16 protein-coding genes are annotated in these 23,449 nt (G+C 45.5%); 12 read left to right on the plus strand and 4 right to left on the minus strand.

All coding sequences use genetic code 11. From position 1 onward, the window contains the following. Positions 1-4 precede the first annotated feature (4 nt). Positions 5-874: a decaprenyl-phosphate phosphoribosyltransferase gene (locus LTAR_RS02560; protein WP_062420592.1), complete on the minus strand. Its 870-nt coding sequence runs from the start codon at positions 872-874 to the stop codon at positions 5-7. Positions 875-919: 45 nt separating this feature from the next. On the opposite strand from LTAR_RS02560, the gene LTAR_RS02565 reads away from it, so the two are divergent. Together LTAR_RS02565 and LTAR_RS02570 are read left to right on the plus strand one after the other, a co-directional pair. Further along, positions 920-1,747: a TlyA family RNA methyltransferase gene (locus LTAR_RS02565; protein WP_081419765.1), complete on the plus strand. Its 828-nt coding sequence runs from the start codon at positions 920-922 to the stop codon at positions 1,745-1,747. After that, positions 1,744-2,382 carry a PH domain-containing protein gene (locus LTAR_RS02570; RefSeq protein ID WP_062420593.1) on the plus strand — a complete coding sequence of 213 codons (639 nt, stop codon included), beginning with the start codon at positions 1,744-1,746 and terminating at the stop codon, positions 2,380-2,382. The genes LTAR_RS02565 and LTAR_RS02570 overlap by 4 nt, the downstream gene beginning before the upstream one ends. Here the strand turns inward: LTAR_RS02570 and LTAR_RS02575 are convergent, their stop codons facing one another. The 3 genes from LTAR_RS02575 to LTAR_RS02585 are packed head-to-tail and all read right to left on the minus strand — an operon-like array spanning position 2,383 to position 5,090. Then, positions 2,383-3,249, minus strand: a complete 867-nt coding sequence (locus LTAR_RS02575; RefSeq protein ID WP_062420594.1) for a hypothetical protein — start codon at positions 3,247-3,249, stop codon at positions 2,383-2,385. It abuts the gene before it with no gap. Between the two features lie 3 nt (positions 3,250-3,252). After that, positions 3,253-3,909 carry a response regulator gene (locus LTAR_RS02580; protein WP_062420595.1) on the minus strand — a complete coding sequence of 219 codons (657 nt, stop codon included), beginning with the start codon at positions 3,907-3,909 and terminating at the stop codon, positions 3,253-3,255. Continuing rightward, on the minus strand, positions 3,906-5,090 hold the full coding sequence (locus LTAR_RS02585) for a sensor histidine kinase (RefSeq protein ID WP_139044388.1): 1,185 nt from the start codon (positions 5,088-5,090) through the stop codon (positions 3,906-3,908). Before LTAR_RS02585 ends, LTAR_RS02580 begins: the two co-directional genes overlap by 4 nt. Positions 5,091-5,274: 184 nt before the next feature. Between LTAR_RS02585 and LTAR_RS02590 the strand changes: the two genes are divergently transcribed. From LTAR_RS02590 to LTAR_RS02635, 10 genes are all read left to right on the plus strand, one after another. Continuing rightward, entirely contained in the window at positions 5,275-6,768 is a 1,494-nt protein-coding gene (locus LTAR_RS02590) for a B12-binding domain-containing radical SAM protein (protein ID WP_062420597.1), read from the plus strand. Between the two features lie 124 nt (positions 6,769-6,892). Beyond that, positions 6,893-8,692, plus strand: coding sequence for a translation elongation factor 4 (lepA, locus tag LTAR_RS02595; protein ID WP_062420598.1), 1,800 nt, complete (start codon positions 6,893-6,895; stop codon positions 8,690-8,692). Continuing rightward, complete coding sequence (locus LTAR_RS02600) at positions 8,689-9,720, plus strand: lysylphosphatidylglycerol synthase transmembrane domain-containing protein (protein ID WP_062420599.1); 1,032 nt, start codon at positions 8,689-8,691, stop codon at positions 9,718-9,720. The genes lepA and LTAR_RS02600 overlap by 4 nt, the downstream gene beginning before the upstream one ends. A gap of 16 nt (positions 9,721-9,736) precedes the next feature. Continuing rightward, positions 9,737-10,762, plus strand: coding sequence for a GDP-mannose 4,6-dehydratase (locus LTAR_RS02605; protein ID WP_062420600.1), 1,026 nt, complete (start codon positions 9,737-9,739; stop codon positions 10,760-10,762). A 15-nt stretch (positions 10,763-10,777) separates the two neighbouring features. Next, positions 10,778-11,938, plus strand: coding sequence for a glycosyltransferase family 4 protein (locus LTAR_RS02610; protein WP_062420601.1), 1,161 nt, complete (start codon positions 10,778-10,780; stop codon positions 11,936-11,938). A 5-nt stretch (positions 11,939-11,943) separates the two neighbouring features. Then, complete coding sequence (locus LTAR_RS02615) at positions 11,944-12,756, plus strand: class I SAM-dependent methyltransferase (protein WP_062420602.1); 813 nt, start codon at positions 11,944-11,946, stop codon at positions 12,754-12,756. Between the two features lie 58 nt (positions 12,757-12,814). After that, positions 12,815-14,989, plus strand: a complete 2,175-nt coding sequence (locus tag LTAR_RS02620; protein ID WP_062420603.1) for an ArnT family glycosyltransferase — start codon at positions 12,815-12,817, stop codon at positions 14,987-14,989. 1 nt (position 14,990) lies between these two features. After that, positions 14,991-20,486: a DUF2298 domain-containing protein gene (locus LTAR_RS02625; RefSeq protein WP_062420604.1), complete on the plus strand. Its 5,496-nt coding sequence runs from the start codon at positions 14,991-14,993 to the stop codon at positions 20,484-20,486. A gap of 2 nt (positions 20,487-20,488) precedes the next feature. Next, a complete protein-coding gene (locus tag LTAR_RS02630; protein WP_062420605.1) occupies positions 20,489-20,833 on the plus strand; it encodes a DUF952 domain-containing protein in 345 nt (114 codons plus the stop codon). Positions 20,834-20,838: 5 nt separating this feature from the next. After that, positions 20,839-23,445, plus strand: coding sequence for a DUF2298 domain-containing protein (locus LTAR_RS02635; protein WP_062420606.1), 2,607 nt, complete (start codon positions 20,839-20,841; stop codon positions 23,443-23,445). Positions 23,446-23,449 lie beyond the last annotated feature (4 nt).

The following is a 23,449-nucleotide window of genomic DNA, read 5'->3' on the forward strand; positions in this document are numbered from 1 at the left end:
CTTTTTAGAAAAGATAGAAGATAGCCAGGACACAGATTCCCCAAAGAAGAATCGCGATCTGAAGTGGTCGGTCAATCAACAGAATCTCATCGGGGGCATTGCCGGTACCTTCGATTTCGACGATATAGAGATAACGTAGCAACCCATACAAGACAAATGGTATGGTCAACATCATAGCATGGTTGGTGGGAAGATTGGGAGCTGAAAAAGTATACAGGCTGTAAGAGATGATGGTCATTCCAGAGATCATCATGATTACCTGATCGAGGAAGGGTATCGTATAGCCATCAAGCACTTTCCGGTGGCTGGAGGCGGTGGCCGATAGAAGAGTCAACTCAGCCCGGCGTTTGCCAAAACCGAGATAAAGAGCCAGCAGATAAGTCACCACATACAACCATGGGGAAAAGCGTTCCACATGAATGAGACTGACTCCAGCTCCCACACGCAACACAAAGCCCATTGACAGGATTAAAACATCGACGAGCACAATATGTTTTAGCCGAATAGAGTACGCCAGATTTATGATGAAATACGCGGCTGCGACAATGCAGAAGTAAGGAGAAAGAACATAGGAAATTGGAAACGCAATGATCAAAAGAAACGCGGCAATGCCAATGGCAACAGGTATCGGCAGCTGACCAGATGCGATTGGGCGATATTTCTTTTTTGGATGCTGCCGGTCGGCTTCCACATCCATAATATCATTGATAATATAGACAGTGCTCGATAGAATACAGAAAAGAAAAAAACCGGCCAGTGTTCGTCCAAACGCGACCGGATTGGTAAGTTGACGATCAAAGACCAAAGCCGCAAAGACGATGGCATTTTTTGTCCACTGCTTGACTCTCATGGTTTTGATGATGGCGCGCAGCATAAAAAATATATTATCACAAAACTTTAGGGACAATTTGGGAAACCTGTGACAAAGAATAGATTGGATATAAAACTGGTAGAACTGGGTTTGGTGGAAAGCAGAAATCTTGCCCAGCGATTGGTCATGGCCGGTTCCGTCCGTGTGAATGGGCAGATGCTCCTCAAACCTTCACAGATGGTTTCTGACGAAGACAGACTTGAAATTGTTGAAAAGCAGAAATTTGTGTCTCGTGGAGGCGAGAAACTGGAAGCCGCTCTTGTGGCTTTCCATCTGACAGAACTCGGGGGATTTTCCTGTGCCGATATTGGAGCATCAACTGGTGGCTTTACTGATTGCCTTCTTCAACATGGTGCTGAATCTGTTATTTCAGTGGATTCTGGACACGGCGATTTTCATTGGAAATTACGTACCGATCCGCGTGTTACGTTAATGGAACATACCAATGCCCGCAGTCTGATATCCCTGCCGAAACCGGTGCAGCTTGTCTGTGTGGATGTCTCTTTTATTTCCTTGCGGATCCTGTTTCCGGTGATCAGGAACTGGATGATTGAAAAAGGCGGTACACTGGTCACCCTGATCAAACCGCAATTTGAAGCCGGACGGGAAGAAGCTGATAAAGGAAAGGGAGTGATCCGTGATCCTGAGATCCATGCCAGGGTTCTTCACGATGTTTTGTCGACTGCCCAGAATGATGGTTTTGGGATAAAAGGTCTGATCATGTCACCATTGGAAGGGCCGAAGGGGAACCGCGAATTTCTGGCACACTTTGTGTTTCCTGGTTCAACCCGCACCGACCTGGATTCTCTTATCAAAGAAGCAATGAAAGCACACCCAATTACAGAGCATGACAACAGTCCGGGAGAAATTAAATGAATAAGACATACCTTGAAAGTCTACTGGCAGAAAATGAAGCCATCCTGCTTTCTACACGGCGGCACTGGTTCCTACTTTTTAAAGACATTGCATTGGATTGTATTGTTATTCTTATCCTTCTTGTCGGGTCCGGGATTTTACTGATGTTAAATCCACTGGCCGCGATCGGATTTGTTATTGCCGCAATTCCTCTGCTGGATATGATCCGGCATATCCTCGATTGGATGAACCGGCAGTTTATTATTACCAACCGCAGAGTCATTCAGGTTTCAGGTGTAGTCAATAAGAATGTGACGGATTCATCCCTTGAGAAGGTAAATGATGTGAAACTGTCGCAATCGTTCTGGGGGCGGTTATTTGACTATGGTGATGTTGAAATCCTCACAGCCAGTGAACTGGGTACCAATCTGTTCCATTTCATTGGCAAGCCGGTATCTTTCAAGAAAATGATGATGGATGCCAAAAACCGGTTGAGTGATGAATCTGGCGATGGAGAAGGATTACAGTTTAAGAATGTGATTAAAGAACAGACCATCCCGGATTTGATTGCCGAGTTGGACGAATTGCGTATTCGTGGAATTGTGACACAGGAAGAATTCCAGGCCAAGAAGAAAGAACTTCTCAGCCGGATGTAGTCATTTTCGGATACCGCGGCGCATCAGGATCAGATATAAGCCGAAGATTATCAAGCTGATGGAGCCAGTGTTACCAATCAGGGTCATGGCGCTTCCGCGATTTCCTCCAATGGTCAATCCCCAGCCAACCATGGTAAGAATGCCGCCCGGAATGAGCGGCCACCAAAGAAAAATGGGATTGATCATCCGTGATGACAGGGTTATCATCACCCAACCCAGCCCGAAGCAGGTAATCAGAAAGCCTATTTGAACCAGTTCGTTATTGGCGGCATTGGTGACAAATCCCAGATAAAAACCGGGGCCAAGACCGGCGAGCAGGCATCCGGGAATTAATAGACCAAACAGTCTTTCGAAAAATCCCCAGGCCAGAAAAGCCACCCCTACAAGAAAACAGATCGATGCCAAAAAAATAAATACCTGCAAACGGTCAGTAATGAACGGATACGCTACACCGGTAAATACACTGGCAACCAGAAAAGCCCACCAGGCATGATGTTTGGCATACACTAAAGAAAAGAATAGAATGGCAATGAACCCCGCTGCTATTGAAAAGAGTGCCCAGCCCAACCGGATGGTGAAGGGTTTATCTTCAATCAGACTGCCAAACAGGATGACTCCGGCAGTTCCTGCTGCTCCCACCAGAACACCGGGGATGATCCATCCCATATGACGTGAATTCAACCCGGATGCCAGCAAGATCAAGCCAATTGCTGGAACAACCGTTAGACTAAGCCATTCCGTACGCAGATACTGGTCGAGCAGAATGAGAAAACCGGCCATAACCAGAATGGCGCCAAAGAAGGTGGGAGTGAATTTGGGATTATCCAAAGGCTGTTTGACGGGTGGGGTTTGAAAATTTTGTTCCATAGACTAAATTATTCCGAGTTCTTTGCTTTTTATTACAGCCTGCATACGATCGCGGGCTTCAAGTTTGTCAAAAATATTGCTCAAGTGGTTTTTCACAGTTCCTTCTGCAATCACCAGCTCTTCGGCAATTTCTTTATTGCTGGCTCCCTGCGCAACCATTTTGAGAATTTGCTTCTCCCTATCTGAGAGCGGTGATGGAATACTGGCGGGTTGGACTGGTTGACTTCGGGGAAGCCGGGAGAATTCTGCCATAACACGGGCGGTAACTGAGGGCATCAGAAAATACTCCCCACGATTGGCGGCATAGATGGCTTCAAACAGTTTCTGGGAAGCCACATCTTTCAACAGGTACCCATACGCACCGGCTCGCAAACCTTCAAAAATATATTCATCTTCATCAAAGGTTGTTAGTGCTATGACCCGGGTCATTGGATAAAGTTCATGGAGGCGGCGGGTGGCTGTTACCCCATCTAATACCGGCATACGTAAATCCATCAAGACAACATCTGGATGGTATACAGCTGCCTGACGGAGTGCTTCTTCACCATTGGCCGCCTCAGCCACTACTTCAAAATCTGGTTGTGATGAAAGAAGTATACGCAACCCTTCCCGAAAGAGAGCCTGATCGTCGACTAAGAGAATCCGAATTGGTTGTTTCATCCCGGAACCGTAATCTGAAGGGTGAACCCTTCTCCTTTCGATGTATATATCTCGCAATCTCCATCGACAAGGTTCAATCGTTCACGCAGTCCGATTAAACCAAATCCACCTTCAATTTTATCTGCACCCCGGCCATTATCCTGCAAAGTCATACGAACAAAACCAGGATCGGTATAGTCAAGAAGTACCGAAAAAAGGGTGGCGCTGGCATGTTTTCTTGTATTACTGAATCCTTCCTGAGCTGCCCGGAAGAGTGTGATGGATTTTTTACTGTCCAATTCGCGGGGTTTCCCCTGAACATTAAAGACCACCTGAATGCCTGAACCTTCACCATCTTGAAGCAGCTTCTCAATACGGTTTTGAAGGGGTGTATCATCTTCGACCGATGACCGTAATGTACTCACTGATTTACGAACTTCTTGAAGGGCTTCCTGGCTCAGGTTTTGAGCTTTTTCCAACATGGTGACGGCTGTATCCGGGTCACGGGGCATAATGGCCAGAGCAGCCTGAATTTGCATGTAAATTGTGGTCAGATAATGGCCGAGGCCATCGTGAATTTCACGCGCCATGCGGTTGCGTTCTTTGGTGATAGCCAGATCTTCAACCTGTGTGGCGAACTCACGCAACCGGGCATTCGCGGCTTCAAGATCACCAATGAGGCGGGTGACCTCATGCCGGGCTTGTTCTTCTCCAACCGCTACCTGAGTGAAAATCATGATAAAGAAAACACCGGCAATAAAGATGGGGAGAGAGGAAAGGGCAGTATTCCAATTGAGCGCATAGCCATATATGGCTATGGTGTACACAATGGCTGAAAACAAGGCAGGAATATACATCCACAGACCGGTTAATAATAGAACGCTCTGTCCGGCCAATGGTAAAAGGATTAAAAATGTGAAGCCATGCCCTTTACTCAAAAAGACAATAATTCCACCCTGGAGCATCTGACAAAGAAAATACGCTGATATTAACGATCGCGAGGGTTGGTGGGACACATATGAATAACCGTACACCCCGACACTTAAATACGATATTCCGATCAGAGTCAACCATATCAAGATTGTGATGGATTCGGGTTCGAAAGAAGAGAAGATTGACAGGTAAGATGCCATTACTACAATGGCAAAAGCGAGATTAATGCTCGATCCAGTTTGAATAGTAGGTCGGTTTATCCTGTCCACATGTTGGATTATAGCATTCGGGGGTTAACCGGCAATCAACCATAGACCTATCTTTAAGAACAGGTCATACCTGGATATAGGACTTTAAGTGTGACTTTTGACCGCTGGTAGGTTGGAAAAATCGGATTAAGGTTATGAGGTAAATAAAAAAAAAGAAAAAGATCCATTACCGCAGGAGTCCCAAATGAACGTGTTGTTGATTTACCCTGAGTTTCCCGATACATTCTGGAGTTTCAAACATGCTCTCCAGTTTGTTCATAAAAATTCTTCCAATCCGCCACTGGGTTTATTAACGATAGCTGCCATGTCACCTTCGAATTGGAACAAACGCCTGGTCGATATGAATGTTACCCGCCTTACAGACGATGATCTGAAGTGGGCGGATATGGTTTTCATCAGTGCCATGATCATTCAACGGGAATCTACGCATGAGGTAGTTAAAAGGTGTAAAACAGCCGGTAAAATGGTTGTAGCAGGCGGCCCATTGTTTACAGGCGAATGGCAGGATTTCCCGGAAATCGATCATTTTGTTTTGAATGAAGGTGAAATTACCTATCCACAATTCTTAAAAGATTTCGAAAATGGTACATTGAAGCATATCTATACCACTACAGAATATGCCGATATTCGTCAGACACCTGTTCCCATGTGGGAATTGTTGGACATGAAACGGTATGATTCAATGTGCATTCAATTTTCACGCGGGTGTCCATTTGGTTGTGAATTTTGCAACATCACAGCTATGTTAGGCCACAAACCGCGTCTGAAGTCATCTGCGCAGATCATTGCCGAATTGGATAAATTATATGAACTGGGATGGCGGAGAAATGTTTTCTTTGTCGACGATAATTTCATCGGCAATAAAAAAGCTCTGAAAGATGATGTATTACCGGCTTTAATTAATTGGCGAAAAGGAAAGGTGGGAACCAATTTCATAACAGAAGCATCCATCAATCTGGCAGACGATCCCGAATTGATGAAATTAATGACCGATGCCGGCTTTATCTCTGTCTTTGTGGGAATTGAAACACCCGACGAAACCAGTCTTACCGAATGCCACAAGAGTCAGAACAAAGGGCGCAGCCTGATGGACAGTGTAAAACGGTTGCAGCGTAATGGTTTGCAGGTGATGGGAGGGTTTATTGTCGGGTTTGATGCCGATACGCCGTCCATTTTCCAACGGCAGATAGATTTTATTCAAAACAGCGGTATTGTAACTGCCATGGTTGGTCTTCTACAGGCGCCATTCGGCACACCATTATATGAGCGCCTGAAAGCTGAAGGGCGTTTGAATATGGAAATGTCTGGTGATAATGCCGATGGAACTACCAATATCATTCCCAAAATGGATATGCATGAATTGAAGGAAGGGTACGATACCATCCTGAAGACCATCTATTCAGCAGAAGGATTTTATAAACGGGTAAAGACTTTTTTGACAGACTACCAACCTGTTAGTTCGCCGGTTCATCTGGAAATTCAGGAGGTACTTGCCTTGTTCCGAACCATCTGGAAGATTGGCATCCTCAGTTCTGATCGTGGATACTATTGGAACCTGGTATTTTGGACCCTTTTCCATGAACCGAAAAAGTTCCCACTGGCGATTACATTCACAGTGTACGGTTATCATTTCAAACGGGTAAGTGAATTGCATGTTCTGGAAGGCGCTGCGGCGTAAATTTTTGGGGATATCAGATTAGACCGGCTGAAAAAATCAGCCGGTTTTTGTTTGCGAATTTCTCCAAGCAGGTAGATAACCATCAGGCTGACGATACCATTTTTCAGGTATACTAACGGCGATTATGATTGAACGAATCCGCAATTTCTGTATTATTGCCCATATAGATCACGGTAAATCAACGCTGGCAGACCGCCTTCTGCAATTGACCGGAACTGTGTCTGACCGTGATATGACCGCTCAGATTCTGGACAGCATGGACCTGGAACGGGAAAAGGGGGTGACCATCAAAGCGTCTGCTGTACGAATGATGTATAACGCTTTGGATGGTCTGCAATATGAGTTGAACCTGATTGATACTCCGGGGCATGTTGATTTCAGTTATGAAGTCAGCCGGGCATTGGCCGCCTGCGAAGGTGCTTTGCTGGTGGTGGATGCCACCCAGGGCATTGAAGCTCAGACTCTGGCCAACCTGTATCTGGCTCTCGATTCAAACCTGGTCATTATTCCAGTGATTAACAAAATCGATCTACCGTCAGCCCGACCGGATGAAATCGCTCAAGATTTGCAGAATCTACTGGGTTTTCCGGCGGCTGATATTCCACGGATTTCAGCCAAAGATGGCACAAATGTAGATCAGGTTCTTGAAATCATTGTCAAGAAAATACCGCCGCCGAAAGGGCAGATTGAGACAACTACCCGGGCACTGATTTTTGATTCGCACTATGACAGTTATAAAGGTGTGATTGCCTATGTGCGCGTATCTGAAGGCAAGATCTCCGGGCGTGATGAGCTTCATCTTATGGCGCATAAATCCAACCTGAAACCGGTGGAAGTCGGGATTTTTGTACCAACTATGAAAGCTATCGATCTGCTCGAAGCAGGTGATGTGGGGTACATAGCCACAGGTCTAAAATCAGTCACCGAATGCCGGGTTGGCGATACGATTACCCTTACGGCCAATCCGGCAGAAGTACCGCTCGCGGGTTATCGGCACCCTAAACCGATGGTTTTTGCCGGCATATATCCTGTTGAAGGTGAAGATTATCCCGAATTGAAAGATGCCCTGGAAAAACTCCAGTTGAATGATGCTTCATTAATCTTTGAACCAGAGACGAGTCAGGCATTGAATTTCGGATTTCGATGCGGTTTCCTCGGCCTATTCCACATGGAAATAATCCAGGAACGGTTGGAGCGTGAGTATGACCTGGATATCATTGTCACAGCTCCTTCTGTTGAGTATGAAGTGCACATGCGGGATGGACAGGTTATTGTCATTGATTCACCGGTGCAATTGCCAGACGAGGGTTTGATTGAAGAGATTCGTGAACCGTGGATGAACCTTGAGATATTCAGTCCGACAGATTATTACGGTACGATCATGGATCTGGTCACCAAACGGCGTGGTGTGTTTAAAGAACAAGATTACCCGGCTCCCAACCGTGTACAGTTGGTTTTTGAAATTCCACTCTCAGAGATTATTGTTAATTTCTTTGATGAATTAAAATCGCGAACCCGCGGATATGCCTCCATGGATTATCACTTTGCCGATTATCGGGCAGGCAGCCTGGTAAAACTAGAAGTGCTGGTCAACCAGGACCCGGTGGATGCGCTGGCTTCAATTGTCCATAAAGATGAAGCCTATCATCGTGGGCAGAGCCTGGTGACCAAATTGAAGGATCTCATTCCCCGGCAGCAATTTGATGTACCCATCCAGGCATCTTCTTCAGGACGCATTATATCTCGCGCGAATATTAAGGCTGTGCGAAAAGATGTTCTCGCCAAATGTTATGGCGGAGACATTACCCGAAAGAACAAACTGCTCGACAAGCAGAAAAAAGGCAAGAAACGCATGAAGCTCATAGGTAAAGTGGAAATACCTCAAGCTGCATTCATGGCAGTTTTGCAGCTGGAGGAAGAATGACGGAAACACAGTCGACCCTGTGGGATAAAGTAAAAAAATGGCTTCCCGGGGTTATCATCAGTCTTGTTGCCCTGTATCTGGTATTAAAGGTTGCCAATTGGAAAGACCTGAGCCATGCCTTTACGCAAATAAATCCAATCTTCATTGCAGCCAGTGTCGTAATGACTGTTTTATTTTGTTTTTCCCGTGCGTTTGCGTGGCGGATTTTACTAAATAGTAAACCGGCAATCAAACAGACATTCTTTGCCATTAATGCCGGCTATCTCTTGAATAATCTTTTCCCACTGCGCGCCGGTGAAATTGGACGGGCTATTCTTGTCGGTCAATCCACCGGTCTGGGTACATTTCATGTCCTGTCCACGATCATTATCGAACGGGCTTTTGATCTGGCTTTTGCTGCACTCCTGCTTCTCAGTTCACTTCCACTGGCATTGGGATTGACCTGGGCAAAACCTGTGGCGATCACTACATTGGTGCTTGTTGTGATCGGTTTAACCATATTGTTTCTTGTTGCCAGAAATACAGCTACAGTTCACTCCTGGGTGATGAAAGGCCCGGGAAAAATTCGGTTGGTGGAAAAGTACATTCTGCCCTATCTCGATAACCTTCTTGAGGGTCTGGGAGCTCTTACCAAACCGCAGATGTTTCTGGGTGCTGTGTTTTGGATTGCCGTATCCTGGTTGATCGGGGTGGTGAATTATTACATCGTCATTCTATCGATTGTTCCCAACGCACCTTTCTGGTGGGGGGTATTAATCGATTCGGTATTGGCCATGGGGATTGCCATTCCATCAGCGCCGGCAGCCATTGGTGTTTTTGAAGCGTCGCTGGTAGGAGCACTGGCTCTGGTAGGTATTGACGCCACATTCGCTCTGGCTTATGCCGTGGTAATGCATTTCGTCCAATTCGCGGTAACTGGAATTCTTGGTATGATTGGCCTTATGAAAGAGGGTAGATCTTTAGGATCGGTGTTCAAAGCAGCTCAAACACAAAAGAACACTACCACTTTCCCTTCCGAGGAAGGTTGAAATTCGGAGAAAAAACGTGAAAACATATTTAATTACTGGCGGTGCAGGTTTCATTGGATCGAATTATGTCTCCCGGCTTCTTGGGCGGGGAGAAAAAGTTATTGTTTTCGATAATCTCTCCCGAAATGGATCAAAACGCAACATTGAATGGCTGCGTGAACAATATGGGAGAGAAGCGTTTGAACTCGTGATAGAAGATATCCGGAAAGCAGACAGACTGGCAGAAGTTGCACATGAAGCAGATGTGATTGTCCATCTGGCCGCACAGGTTGCTGTGACGACCTCTGTCACGCATCCACGTGAAGATTTTGAGATCAATGCTCTGGGCACCTTCAATGCATTAGAAGCCGCCCGAAACTCAAAAAAGAAACCGGTCTTTTTATATGCTTCCACAAACAAGGTGTATGGTGGAATGGAGCAGGTAAAAGTCCGCGAGACGGCCACCCGGTATGAATATGAAAACTATCCGTTGGGCATTTCAGAAGAAATGCCGTTGGATTTCCATTCACCTTATGGCTGCTCTAAGGGTTGCGGCGACCAGTATGTACGCGATTATGCCCGTATTTATGGACTGAAAAGCGTAGTCTTTCGTCAAAGTTGCATATATGGCACACGCCAGTTTGGCGTGGAAGATCAAGGCTGGGTTGCCTGGTTTGTCATTGCCGCCGCAGCCGGCCGCAAGATGACGATTTATGGCGATGGCAAGCAGGTGCGCGATTTATTATTTGTCGAAGACCTATTGAATGCCTATGATCTGGCAATTGCCAACATCAAGACGGCTGCCGGCAATGTTTACAATGTCGGTGGTGGAAGCAGTAATGTAATCTCTATATGGAATGAATTTGCACCCATCCTGGAAAAACACATTGGCCATCCATTAAATGTTGACCGGTCAGATTGGCGGCCGGGAGACCAGCGGATTTACGTCTCGGATATTCGTAAAGCTCAGCGCGAACTGGGTTGGAGTCCAAAAATCAGCGTGGAAGAAGGGATCCAGAAACTGTATGATTGGGTGAAAGCCAATATTCACCTGTTTCAGTAGTTCTGTTATTTTTCCATGCGAATTCTCATTGCCCTGACGTATTATCGCCCTCACACGAGCGGGTTAACAATATATGCCGAACGCATTGCCCGTGCTCTGGCAAAACGCGGTCACCGGGTAACGGTTCTAACGTCTCATTATCGCAAGGATCTTCCATATGAGGAGGTCTGTGATGGTGTTCGGATCATCCGTGTACCGGTAATGATGCGGATCAGCAAAGGTGTGATCATGCCGACATTCGGCGCTGTTGCCAGTAAGCTTGTGGCAGAAAGTGACTGGATCCAACTGCATCTTCCGCAATTTGATGCCGCCGGTATTGCCCTGCGCGGCCGAATGATGCGCAAGCCTACCGTGGTGACATATCACTGTGATCTTCATATGCCGCCCGGTTTTCTTGCCTGGGCTGCCAATCAGGGTGTTCTACTGATGAACAACCTGGCAGCACGATGTACACATAAGATTGTCACATATACACAGGATTATGCTGAAAATTCTCCCTATCTGGCTGGTTTCCTGAAGAAAGTGAGGATTATTTCACCGCCCGTGATCTTGCCAGAAACCAGCGATCAGGCTGTAGAAGCTTTTATCGGCGAATTCAATCCTGAGAGACGTTCACCGGTTATAGGCATGGCAGCCAGGTTGGCAACTGAAAAAGGTGTTGAAATTCTTCTTGGGGCCCTTCCTGAGATTCTGGAAAAATATCCTCAAACCAGAGTATTATTCGCCGGACCGCATAAAGGCATTGTTGGTGAAGAAGAATACGCGGCTCGTCTGGCTCCATTAATTCAGAATTATGAAAGCAGGGGAATCTGGAAATTTGTGGGTGAATTAAATCCGCAGGAGATGGCTGCCTACTACAAGACGATTGATGTTCTCGTTTTACCCAGCCTGAATGGGACGGAAGCTTTTGGACTTGTCCAAATTGAAGCCATGATGAACAAGGTTCCGTGTGTGGCATCCAACCTGCCGGGAGTCAGACAGCCGGTCAAACGCCATGGCATGGGAGAGATCGCTGAAATTGGAAGTTCTGAAAGCCTGGGGAAGGCTGTTTTAGATGTTCTGGCAAGACGAAATGAGTGGAAGCCGGATATGGGTTATCTTCAAAATGAATACAACCCGGATAGAATAGCAGCCTGTTACGAAGATTTATTCACTGAAATTTCCAAAGAGATCTAATACCAATGACTGATAAAAACACAGAACCAACAAAAGATTATCTCTGGTTGCAGCTCAAAGAACTCCCTTATTTTCGGGCGATATTGCGAGCTGTGGAAGCCCGCCAATATAAAGGGTTTAATTTAGAGCATCCCATCCTCGACCTGGGCTGCGGTGACGGTCATTTTGTCACCATTGCCATGGATGAAAAAGTAGATGTTGGTATTGACCCCTGGACCGGTCCGGTACGTCTGGGACAGAAAAGCGGCGGGTACAGCCTGGTTGTTCAGGGTAGTGGGTACACCCTGCCATTTCCGGATGATTATTTTTCCAGTGCCCTGAGCAATTCTGTCCTTGAACATATTCCTGATCTGGATTTGACACTCAAAGAAATGGCCAGGGTTATGAAACCGGGAGCAAAGTTTGTCTTTTGTGTTCCCAACCAGAATTTTCTTCCCAACCTGTCAGTTTCTGGTTTTTTTGACCGAATTGGTTTACATGCTCCTGCCCGATGGTACCGGAATTTTTTCAATACAATAAGCCGGCATATCCATTGTGATGATCCAGACACATGGGAGAAACGGTTGGAGGCATCCGGCTTTGAGATAGAACGCTGGTGGCACTATTTTTCGCCGCAGGCTTTACATGTATTGGAATGGGGGCATTATTTTGGCTTGCCATCTTTAATTCTGCATTTTCTTACACGGCGTTGGAATGTGGTGCAGGAAAAATGGAATTTCGTCCTGGCGAATAGGATTGTAGAATTTGCCTATAATGAACCGCAGGAACAACCTGACGGGGCTTATTCATTTTATATTGTTCGAAAGAAGACACGTTGATCGCGAAGTTTTCTCTTTAGGGTGGGGTAAAATTCACATTTGAATTACGGAGATCCCGATGACGCTTCCAGAAAAAACAGAACCGAGTGTTCTTGATTACCTTAAAGGTAAATTATTTCCCGGAAGAAATCCGGAGGTAACAATTCCTGAACCGGTTCCTGTGATTGAAGAGCCTTCAGATGTAGATATTGAAAAAACTGAACAGAATAAAACAGGTAAAAAAGAAATCCGGTACATCTGGGCATTCCTGGCGATATTGTTATTCCTGCTAATTGGTCAAAAATACCTGGAACCGCCCACACAATCTGTGTTACCTGCTTTGCTATTTTGGGGCAGTGCTCTTGTAATTATTTTCATTTGCTGGTTTCAGGGCAAATTAGTCACCGATAGATATGCATACAAGGATCAAGAACCTCAAAAAATAATCATTCAACCATTTCCTCTCGTCATTTCGATAGCCGCAGGTCTGATTGCTTTTCTGACATTTTCTCATAACACGTTCACAATAGAAAACCTGATATTCTGGGCGATTTCTATACTTTTCCTCTTCTTTGCGTTCTTGCCAGCACAAAATCCGAAATCGATTTTTGCATCAATCCGCAGCCGGATAAAGAGTTTTCATTTTTCCGGGATCCAAATCTACATTTCTCCCTGGTTTATCGCCTGCCTTTCTGCTTTTTTACTCATCTGCTTTTTTCGATTTTATCAACTGAATAAGATTCCCATTGAGATGTTCAGCGATCATGCTGAAAAACTTCTTGATGTTAATGATGTCCTGGGCGGGCAGTTCTCTATATTCTTCCCGCGGAATACCGGACGTGAAGCTTTTCAAATGTATTTATCAGCCGCTATAGCTCTGATTTTTAAAACAGGGATTTCTTTTATGACGTTGAAGCTTGGCACAGCGATCATGGGAGTCTTTACGGCTGTTTATATGTACTTTCTCGGCAAAGAGACCGGTAATAGATGGGTAGGGCTCTTTGCCTTTATCCTTTGCGGAATAGGTTACTGGCCAAACGTTATATCCCGGATTGGACTCCGTTTCACTCTATATGCTGCTTTTACAGCCCCAACTTTGTTTTATTTCATCAGGGGATTCCGCCGGAAAAGCTGGCTCGATCTTGTACTTGCCGGTATTTTCACTGGAATTGGATTGCAAGGGTACAGCCCTTTCAGGGTTGTGCCTGTTTTGCTTATCTTTGGTGTGATTTTTTATATTCTGCATTTCCATGAAACTGATAAACGTCATTTTGCTCTTATTGGACTGGTAATTACCGGGGTCGCTGCATTAATTCTCTTCCTTCCATTGTTCCGGTATGTTTTAGATCAACCGGAATCATTTGCCTACAGAGCTTTAACACGTGCCGGTACGCTTGAACGTCCCTTGCCGGGACCGGCCTGGCAGATATTCCTGACAAATCTCTGGAAGGCCATGATTATGCCGTTTTGGAATGATGGAGTTATCTGGGTTCATTCCATTCCGCTACGACCTGCGTTGGATGTGGTCACAGCTGCCCTGTATTTGTTTGGATTGATCGCCAGCCTTTTAAGATATGTTAAACAGCATGATTGGCGAATCCCATTTCTGATATTCTCTGTGCCATTTCTTATGCTGCCATCTATCATGTCATTGGCTTTTCCTGATGAGAATCCATGTTTGAACCGCACATCTGGTGCATTAGTCCCTATCTTCCTTATTGCTGCATTTGGTCTTGATACCATCCTGGAGAATATCAAAACCCAATTTCATAAGACGAGCGGTTCAATCGTTGCCTGCCTGATAGGTGGAATACTTTTGTTCATCAGTATTCTACAGAATTACAACCTTGTTTTTGTTCAATTTGCTGAGAACTTTAAGAACAATTCATTGAATACATCTCAAATGGGTGCAGTTATAAGGAATTTCGCCGATGTTTTTGGCGATCCTGATTCTGCTTATGTTGTTCCTTACCCTTATTGGGTTGATACTCGATTGGTAGGAATGAATGCCGGCTACGCGACAAAAGATTATGCCACCTGGCCGGATAAATTTAGCGAAACAACTTCCAACCATAAAGCGAAATTATTCATCGTTAATCCTGAAGATACTGCTGCGCTCGAAAGCCTGAGAAAGTTGTATCCGGGATCGTATGAGAGAATATATGAAGGTTGGACCAAGGATAAGAACTTCATCCTTTATTTTGTCCCACCTGTTGACAATACACCTGTGATCTTAGAAACGCCGGTTCCCTAAAATGAATAATCTCTCCAATCCAATCCAAGAACCCAACCTCCCGAATCCAAAACGCCAGACAAAAGATTTATCCTTACTCTGGGATATTCTGTTGTTGGTCATTATGGCTCTGGGAGCTTATTTCCGCTTTACGGGAATGAACTGGGATGAAAATCAACATCTCCATCCAGATGAACGTTTTCTCACAATGGTCGCTTCCTCCATTGAACCAGTGAAAAATATTGGTGAATATTTTGATACGTCAAAATCAAGTCTGAATCCGAACAATCGCGGGTATGGATTTTATGTATATGGAACACTACCGTTATTTTTAGTCAGGGGGATTGCTGACGCGGTAAAACAAACGGGTTATGACGAAATTTTCCTCGTGGGGCGTGCATTATCTGCCGTATTCGATTTGATGACAGTTTTACTGGTATATCTGATTGTCATCAGGTTGTATAAAAAACGTCCAATGGCGCTAATTGCTGCTGCCCTTACTGCCGGATCGGTGATGCAGATCCAGCTCTCCCATTATTTTGCCGTTGATACATTCACCACATTTTTTACCACAGGGGCAGTCTATTTCGCTGTTCGGATTCTTACGCAAAAAGAGAAATCTGTAATTCCAGATTGGATTGGTTTTGAATCTGAGGGTAATGAAAATGAGAAAAACAGCTTCTGGGATGATGTAAAGAAGTTGTTCATGAGAGATCTGGATGGGATCGGGGATGTTTTGCTGTTTGGATTTTTTACCGGTTGTGCCATGGCTTCCAAGATCAATTCTGGTCTGGTAGCGATACTGATTCCAGCGGCATATGCTGTCCGGTATCTCAACCTGGCGGATGATCAGCGGAACGAGAAATCATCAATTTACATCCGGAATATTGCGGCTGCCGCATTTATCTGCATCTTGACCTTTCGTATTTTCCAACCATATGCCTTTACCGGTCCGGGTTTCTTCGGATTGATGCCCAATGAAAAATGGATCCAGTCATTGAAGGAGCTCAGTGCCCAGAGCACCGGTGATGTAGATTTTCCACCTGCGTTGCAATGGGCGCGCCGGCCTATCTGGTTCGCTCCGGAAAATATGCTGCTGTTTGGCATGGGAATACCATTCGGCCTGGCTGCTTTTGGAAGTTTTCTGTTAATGGGCTGGAGAATGATTACAGCCAACTGGCGTAAACATATCCTGATCTGGGGATGGACTGCCGTTTTCTTTACCTGGCAGGCAACCAACTGGGTGCGGGCGATGCGGTATCAGGTACTGGATTACCCCACGTTTGCCATAATTGCTGCCTGGGGGATTTATTCCATCTGGGAAAAAGGGAAACTGATTCGTCATCCGAATCGGGCAGTTTTTTTGCGTGCATTTGCCATTGTAGGTGGAACCATAGTCGTAGCAGGAACATTGATCTACGGTTACCTTTTTACCCGTATTTATAACCGTCCGATGACTCGCGTTGCGGCCAGTGAATGGATTTATCAGAATGTTCCGGCTGCCATTAATATGAAAATCAATACCGGAGAAGAGGTGATTAATCATCCGCTGGCTTTTCGGGCGAATCGGGTGATTTCTTCCAATGAACCGGTAAACGTACCTTTTACGGCTTCCAGTACTGGCTCGCTATCTGTTATTAAATTAGATCATGTGGTGGATACTGCGAATTTACCGCAATTAAAGACATTGATGGCATCAATTACAGATGAATCTGGTTCCACATTGACAACCGGGTCGTTAGTCAATGTATTCCCTCCCGGAAATGATCCCCGAGGGGATGGAATAACCATCCCAGTCGATATGCCGCTCACATTGGAGAAGGGTAAAAATTATCATCTTCTTCTGACTGTGCCTGATCCGACTATTTCATTGCAGGCTGCCGGAGTTGTATCGCTTGGATTGGTGGATGGATCCAGAATCAACGACATGATTCTAACCGAACTTGTTGATGGTATAAGCAAGGACCGGCCATATTCCATCCAATTCACATCCTCTGCAACGGGTACCATCTCTGAAGTTAATTTCCCCAAAGTGGCGAACCTTTCTGGCGATGCGGGTCAAAAGAAATTCCAGGTGACCCTTTCAGCCACACCTGGCGGTGAACAAATCCTGGGAAGCAGCGAAGTCTTTGTCGATTTCTCTACAAATTCCCATTCATACCAGAAAGCCACAGCGAAATTCTCTGATCCTGTTAAGGTGGAAAAAGGCAAACCTTACACTCTGATCCTTACCGATGAAGGTGATACAGATCTGGCATTTTTCGGGAACAAAGAGGCGCTTGAGTCATCCTGGGATGATGCCATTCCTCTGGGAATGAATGGGATTTCGCCTTTTGATTACAACAGTGGTCCATATCGGAGTGATTTAAATTTTGAAATGTACTGGGATGATAACCAGGATAAACTCTCCCGGTTTTTAAACATCCTGCAGCAGGCAGACTATATTTTTATCACCTCCAACCGCCAGTGGGGTACGACAACTCGCGTACCTGAACGGTATCCGTTGACAACCGAATACTATCGTAACTTACTGGGATGCCCTGAAGAAAAAGATGTTGTGTGGTGTTACCGTGTTGCCCAGCCGGAAATGTTCAAAGGGAATCTTGGGTTTGACCTTGTACAGGTTTTTCAGAGTGATCCCGGTATTGGATCCTTCAAGATCAATACACAATTTGCAGAAGAAGCCTTCACAGTTTATGACCATCCAAAGGTGCTGATCTTCAAAAAACGGCCAGATTATGACCAGGAGAAAGTGGCAAAAATATTAGAAGCCGTTGACCTTACAAAAGTTGTCCATCTGCTGCCGTATCGAGCTGGTAGTTATCTGGGTGACCTGACACTTCCGAAAGACCGACTGGCCAGTCAACAAGCTGGTGGAACCTGGATGGAATTGTTTAATCCACAATTTGCCGTAAATCGGTATCCGGTGTTGGGTGTAGTTGTCTGGTATCTGTTCATCAGTCTGTTGGGGTGGATGGCATATCCTCTTGTGCGCATAGCCACTAAGGGTTTGTCCGATCATGGGTATGGAATTTCAAAGATTGTCGGAATAGTTCTACTTGCGTATTTCTCCTGGTTGGCAGGTTCTATTGGACTGGTATACAGCCGGTTGAGCATCCTTGCCGTATTAATTTGTCTGCTGATCGCTTCCAACATTCTTTTCCTGTACCAGAAAAAAGAGATTATTGACGATTGGCACGATTTGAAGAAATTGTTCCTGTGGATAGAAGGGATAAGTCTTCTGCTTTTCCTTGCCTTCCTGGGTGTTCGTTTAGGAAATCCGGATTTATGGCATCCATACAAGGGCGGGGAAAAGCCCATGGACTTTTCCTATTTCAATGCAGTCATGAAAAGTACGAGCTTCCCTCCGTATGACCCATGGTTTGCAGGCGGTTATATTAATTATTACTATTACGGTTTTGTCATCGTTGGAACACCGGTTAAATTGTTAGGGATAACTCCATCGGTTGCATATAATTTGATTTTGCCCACATTATTTAGCATGGTGGGGACTGCGGCTTTTACTATTGGATATTCGTTGATTGATTCTTTCCGACATCCGCAGATTCAAGGGATGGCAGAGAGAATCCGTCGAAAATTCCTGCGAACACGACTGGCTTCAGAAGATCCCGCAATTGTCTTACCTTCGGATATTACCGATGATGAGTATGAATCAGACCGTATTGGTTCAATAGAGACAATTGATCAGGAAGAAGAAAAGAAACAAGAAATTAAGACGGGTACTATCAATCCGGCAGCCATTTTAGGAGGCATCGGATCAACCCTGTTATTACTGATTCTGGGGAACCTGGGAACCATCCGAATGATCTGGCATGGCCTGATCAAACTTGGTTCACCCACCGGCTCATTTGAAAATTCAACCTATATTGACCGCTTTGTCTGGTCTGCCCAGGGATTCTGGCGCATGGTCGGCGGGATGCAATTGCCGTATCCATCGGGCGACTGGTATTGGATTCCAAGTCGGGCAATACCGGGCGAGCCAATCACAGAATTCCCCTTCTTTACCTTTCTCTATGCTGATCTTCATGCGCATATGATTGCCCTGCCATTAACACTGGCGATCTTAGCCTGGACTCTGTCTCTGGTCCTGCGGAACTGGGAATGGAATAGGGAAGGTGAGCGCCTTCATGCAGGAGTGCAATTGGGGATCAGTCTATTTCTTGGCGCGTTGATTGTTGGTGCACTGCGGCCAACCAACACCTGGGATATGCCTACATATCTGGTTATTGCCTGTGTAGGTCTCGTTTTTGCCGGTTTGAATTCATCTTCCACTATCTTCTTTGAATCATGGCAAACTGATGAATGGAAGAAAAAGCTGGTCGAAGTTGCGCTGACTATTCTGGGATTTGTTTTATTGACTTTTCTCTTATACAAACCATTTTCTGACTGGTTTGGTCAGGCGTATAACTCGATCGATATCTGGAAGGGTTCCCGTACTCCCTCTTGGAGTTATTTTACGCATTGGGGTGTTTTCCTCGTATTGATTGTCTCCTGGTTTGTTCAGGAAACGTATGATTGGATGGCGTCTACACCCGTCTCAGCGTTAAATCGTTTGAAACCTTACCAGAATTTGATATGGGTGATTACCGCTTTGTTGGTCATCATCCCGGTTGGTTTGATCATCTATGGTGTGGGGATAGCCTGGATGGCGTTCCCAATGGCAGCCTGGGCAGGCATTCTACTATTCCGTCCCGGGCAGAAACCAGCCAAACGTTTTGTGTTATTCCTTGTGGGTACGGCTTTACTATTAACTCTTGTTGTAGAACTGATTGTACTGGTCGGCGATATCGGCCGCATGAATACGGTATTCAAGTTTTATATGCAAGCCTGGACAATGCTTTCCATAAGTGCTGCCTTTGCATTTATCCTCGTTTTCCCGAGGCGGTTCGAATGGCCAGCCTGGTTGGATACTGTTTGGGAAATCGCTGTTTTTGTTCTGTTGTTTTGTGCTGCTCTTTTCCCATTGCTTGGCGGAACAGACAAAATCAGAGACAGGATTAGTTCAGAAGCACCGCATACTCTTGATGGTGCCGCCTATATGAGCACCTCGACGTTTAATGATAACGGCACAATCATTGACTTAAGTCAGGATTATGAAGGTATCCAATGGATGCAACAGCATGTGAAAGGTTCGCCTGTAATCGTGGAAGCCAATACCGTTGAATACCGCTGGGGAAGCCGATACACAATCTATACCGGTTTGCCGGGAGTTGTCGGTTGGAACTGGCATCAACGGCAACAACGTGCCGTGGTACCTTCGACAACAGTGACTGATCGAGTTGATGAGATAAAAGCATTTTATGAAACAACTGACAAAGATGAAACCCGATCATTTCTGGAAAAGTATAATGTCAGCTATATAATTGTCGGTCAGCTTGAAAGCCTGTATTATCCAGGCGCCGGATTGCAGAAATTCCAGGCATTGAACGGTTCCATGTGGGATGTCGTTTTCCACAATGAAACCACTACGATCTATCAGGTAAAGAAGGAAAAATAACGATGGGTGAGGAAAAGACAATCTATCATATAGTTTCCAATAACCTTTGGATCAAGAGCCTGGAACAGGGTGAATATCGCGGGGATACATTGGATACAGAGGGTTTCATTCACTTTTCACTGGTAAATCAGGTACTTGCCACTGCCAACCGGCATTATCATGGGGTGAAGGGACTTGTTTTGTTACAGGTCAATACGGAAAGGTTATCGTCAGAATTGAAATATGAAGCAGCCCCCTGGGGAGAAAGTTTCCCTCATCTTTACGGCGCGCTGAATTTGGATGCTGTCACCTGTGTGTTTGATTTTATCCCTGATGCAAACGGCGATTTTGTAAAATTGCCCTTCTAACCAATATGATCTCTTTTTTACTCTGGATTTTGACTTTATTTCTACTGGGCGCTGCCGCGTTTCCAGTCTTGTTCTGGTTTTTTCCCCACCTGGCAGATAGAGGGTATGGTGTTGCTAAACCGGCTGGACTCCTTCTATTTGGGTACTTCTACTGGATTCTCGTTACTTTTGGGATTTTGCCTAACAATTGGACAGGTGTCGCGGCTGCGTTTTTATTGGTTCTTTTTGTAGGTTTCCTGGCGATCCGGAAGGTTGGCTGGCCGGTAATTAAGAGCTGGCTTCATGAAAATCTCTGGCTGATCGCAGTTGTTGAAGTTGGATTTATTCTTTTATTCGGCTTTTTTGCCCTGATGCGGGCAGCCAGTCCGGACATTACTGGAACAGAAAAACCGATGGAACTGGCTTTTATCAATTCCATCCTGCATTCAAAAGTATTTCCTCCAGCCGATCCCTGGCTTTCGGGATATGCCATTTCGTATTATTACTTCGGATATATCATTGTCGCCGGGATAATCCGCCTGACGGGTACTATCTCTGGAGTGGGCTTCAATCTGGCCGTCTCATTGTGGTTTGCTATGGCTGCCGCAGGTTCATTCAGCCTTGTGTTAAATATCCTCTCACGGATCAAACTTCATAATGAATTGAAGGGGCAGTCTGTTTCTGTATTACAACGAGCTGGATGGGCAGTGTTAGGCCCGATAATGTTAATTTTCACTGCCAATTGGGAAGGTTTTTTTGAACTTTTGCATTCCCGCGGTCTTTTCTGGGATGCCAGTGGACATTCTGCCTTTTGGTCCTGGCTGGATTTAAAAGAATTGACGGTTGCTCCATCAGGTGTACCCGGATGGTTTCCTACGCGTCCCGGTGGAATCTGGTGGTGGCGTGCTTCCCGTGTTTTACAGGATTACGACTTTGCAGGGAGAACAGGGGAAGTCATTGATGAATTCCCGTTCTTTTCGTTGTTCCTGGCTGATCTGCACCCTCATGTTTTGTCTATTCCCTTTGTTTTATTAGCCTGCAACCTGGCATTGGAATTCTTCATCAAAGCTTCCAGCGGCAGACAATTTCGCCCCGGTTGGATGGATGTTATCACATACTGGACTGGCAGTTCACAAGCAGATAAATCTGTTCAGAATTCTTATTTTCCCGCTCTGGAGTTCTGGTTTGCAGCACTAATTTTTGGCGGACTGGCTTTCATAAATATCTGGGATTTCCCCATATATGTCGGTCTGGCCAGTGTTGGAATTGTGCTGGCGAGGTATCTTGCCTGTGGGTGGAATCGACAGAGAATCCTTGAATTTTTCGAATGTGGTCTGGCATTTGGTTTTGCAGGCTTTTTGCTGTATTTGCCTTTCTATACAGGATTCGCCTCACAGGCTGGTGGTCTGCTGCCCAGCCTCGTCTTTTTCACCAGAGGAAAGCATCTCTGGCTAATGTTTGGTGTGTTATTTATCCCCATGCTGATTGGTTTAATCTCTGTAATTCGTTTAGAAAAGATCAGTCTGGTAATCCGAAAAGGATTAGGGAAAGCGGCAGCCCTATTGGGTATTCTCTGGACTGCTATGCTGATTTTGGGATTGCTTATTACGTTCGCTCCAGCTCTGCTTGGAAAGGTAAGTCCATCGCTGGGAGAAAAAGTTACGCTTGCAGCAGGCTTGTTTATGAATACCCAGGGCGGTGGACCTGCCAAAGATATTTTGCTCGATTCTACATTGTTCCGGTTGATGGCGCCGGGAAGTTGGTTGACCCTGCTTCTGTTGACGGCGTTGATCTGGGGGATCGTTTTGGCTTTGCGAGACCGGTTCCAGCAACTTCAAGCTGCAACTATTCAAACTGATTCAACCGCGAAAAATGATGACAACGCAGTGAATACCCTGCCGTTTTTGCTTCTACTAGCCACAGTCGGTCTTGGCTTGGTCATGTTCCCGGAATTTTTCTATTTACGCGACCAATTTGGCACGCGGATGAACACGATTTTCAAGTTCTACTACCAGGCTTGGATTCTGTGGTCAGCGGCAGCATCGGTTTTTGTATTCATCTTTTGGAACAACCTCAAAGGGATAACCGGATGGGTTGCACGTCTTCTTTTTATTCTTTCAATGTTTGCCGGCTTTCTTTATCCATTTTATGCATTGGTCGACCGGTTTGATAGTTTTTCACTTGAACGCCTCAATCTGGATGGAAGTGCTTATTTCTCCATGGCATATCCGGCTGAGATGGAAGCGGTTAACTATTTGAGCCTTGCGCCTGACGGCACAGTGGCGGAAGCCGTAGGCGGAAGCTATACAGGATATGCGCGTATTTCAACCCTTAGTGGACAACCAACCGTTTTAGGTTGGCCAGGGCATGAGTCACAATGGCGAGGTGGAGCCATTGAAATTGGGACTCGCGAACCGGATATCAAAACCTTATATCAGACCAGCAATTGGGAAGAAGCCTTAAGGATCATTCAAAAATATCAAATCCGGTATATTTATATCGGATCTCTGGAAACGAATACCTATCGTGTGAATGAGGAAAAGTTTAAGACCAACCTATCACTGGTTTTCAATCGGGGATCCGTAGTAATTTATGAAGTTCCATCCCAACTATTGATTACACCAAAGAAATAATGGA

Source organism: Leptolinea tardivitalis, assembly GCF_001050275.1.
GTDB classification, from domain to species: domain Bacteria; phylum Chloroflexota; class Anaerolineae; order Anaerolineales; family Anaerolineaceae; genus Leptolinea; species Leptolinea tardivitalis.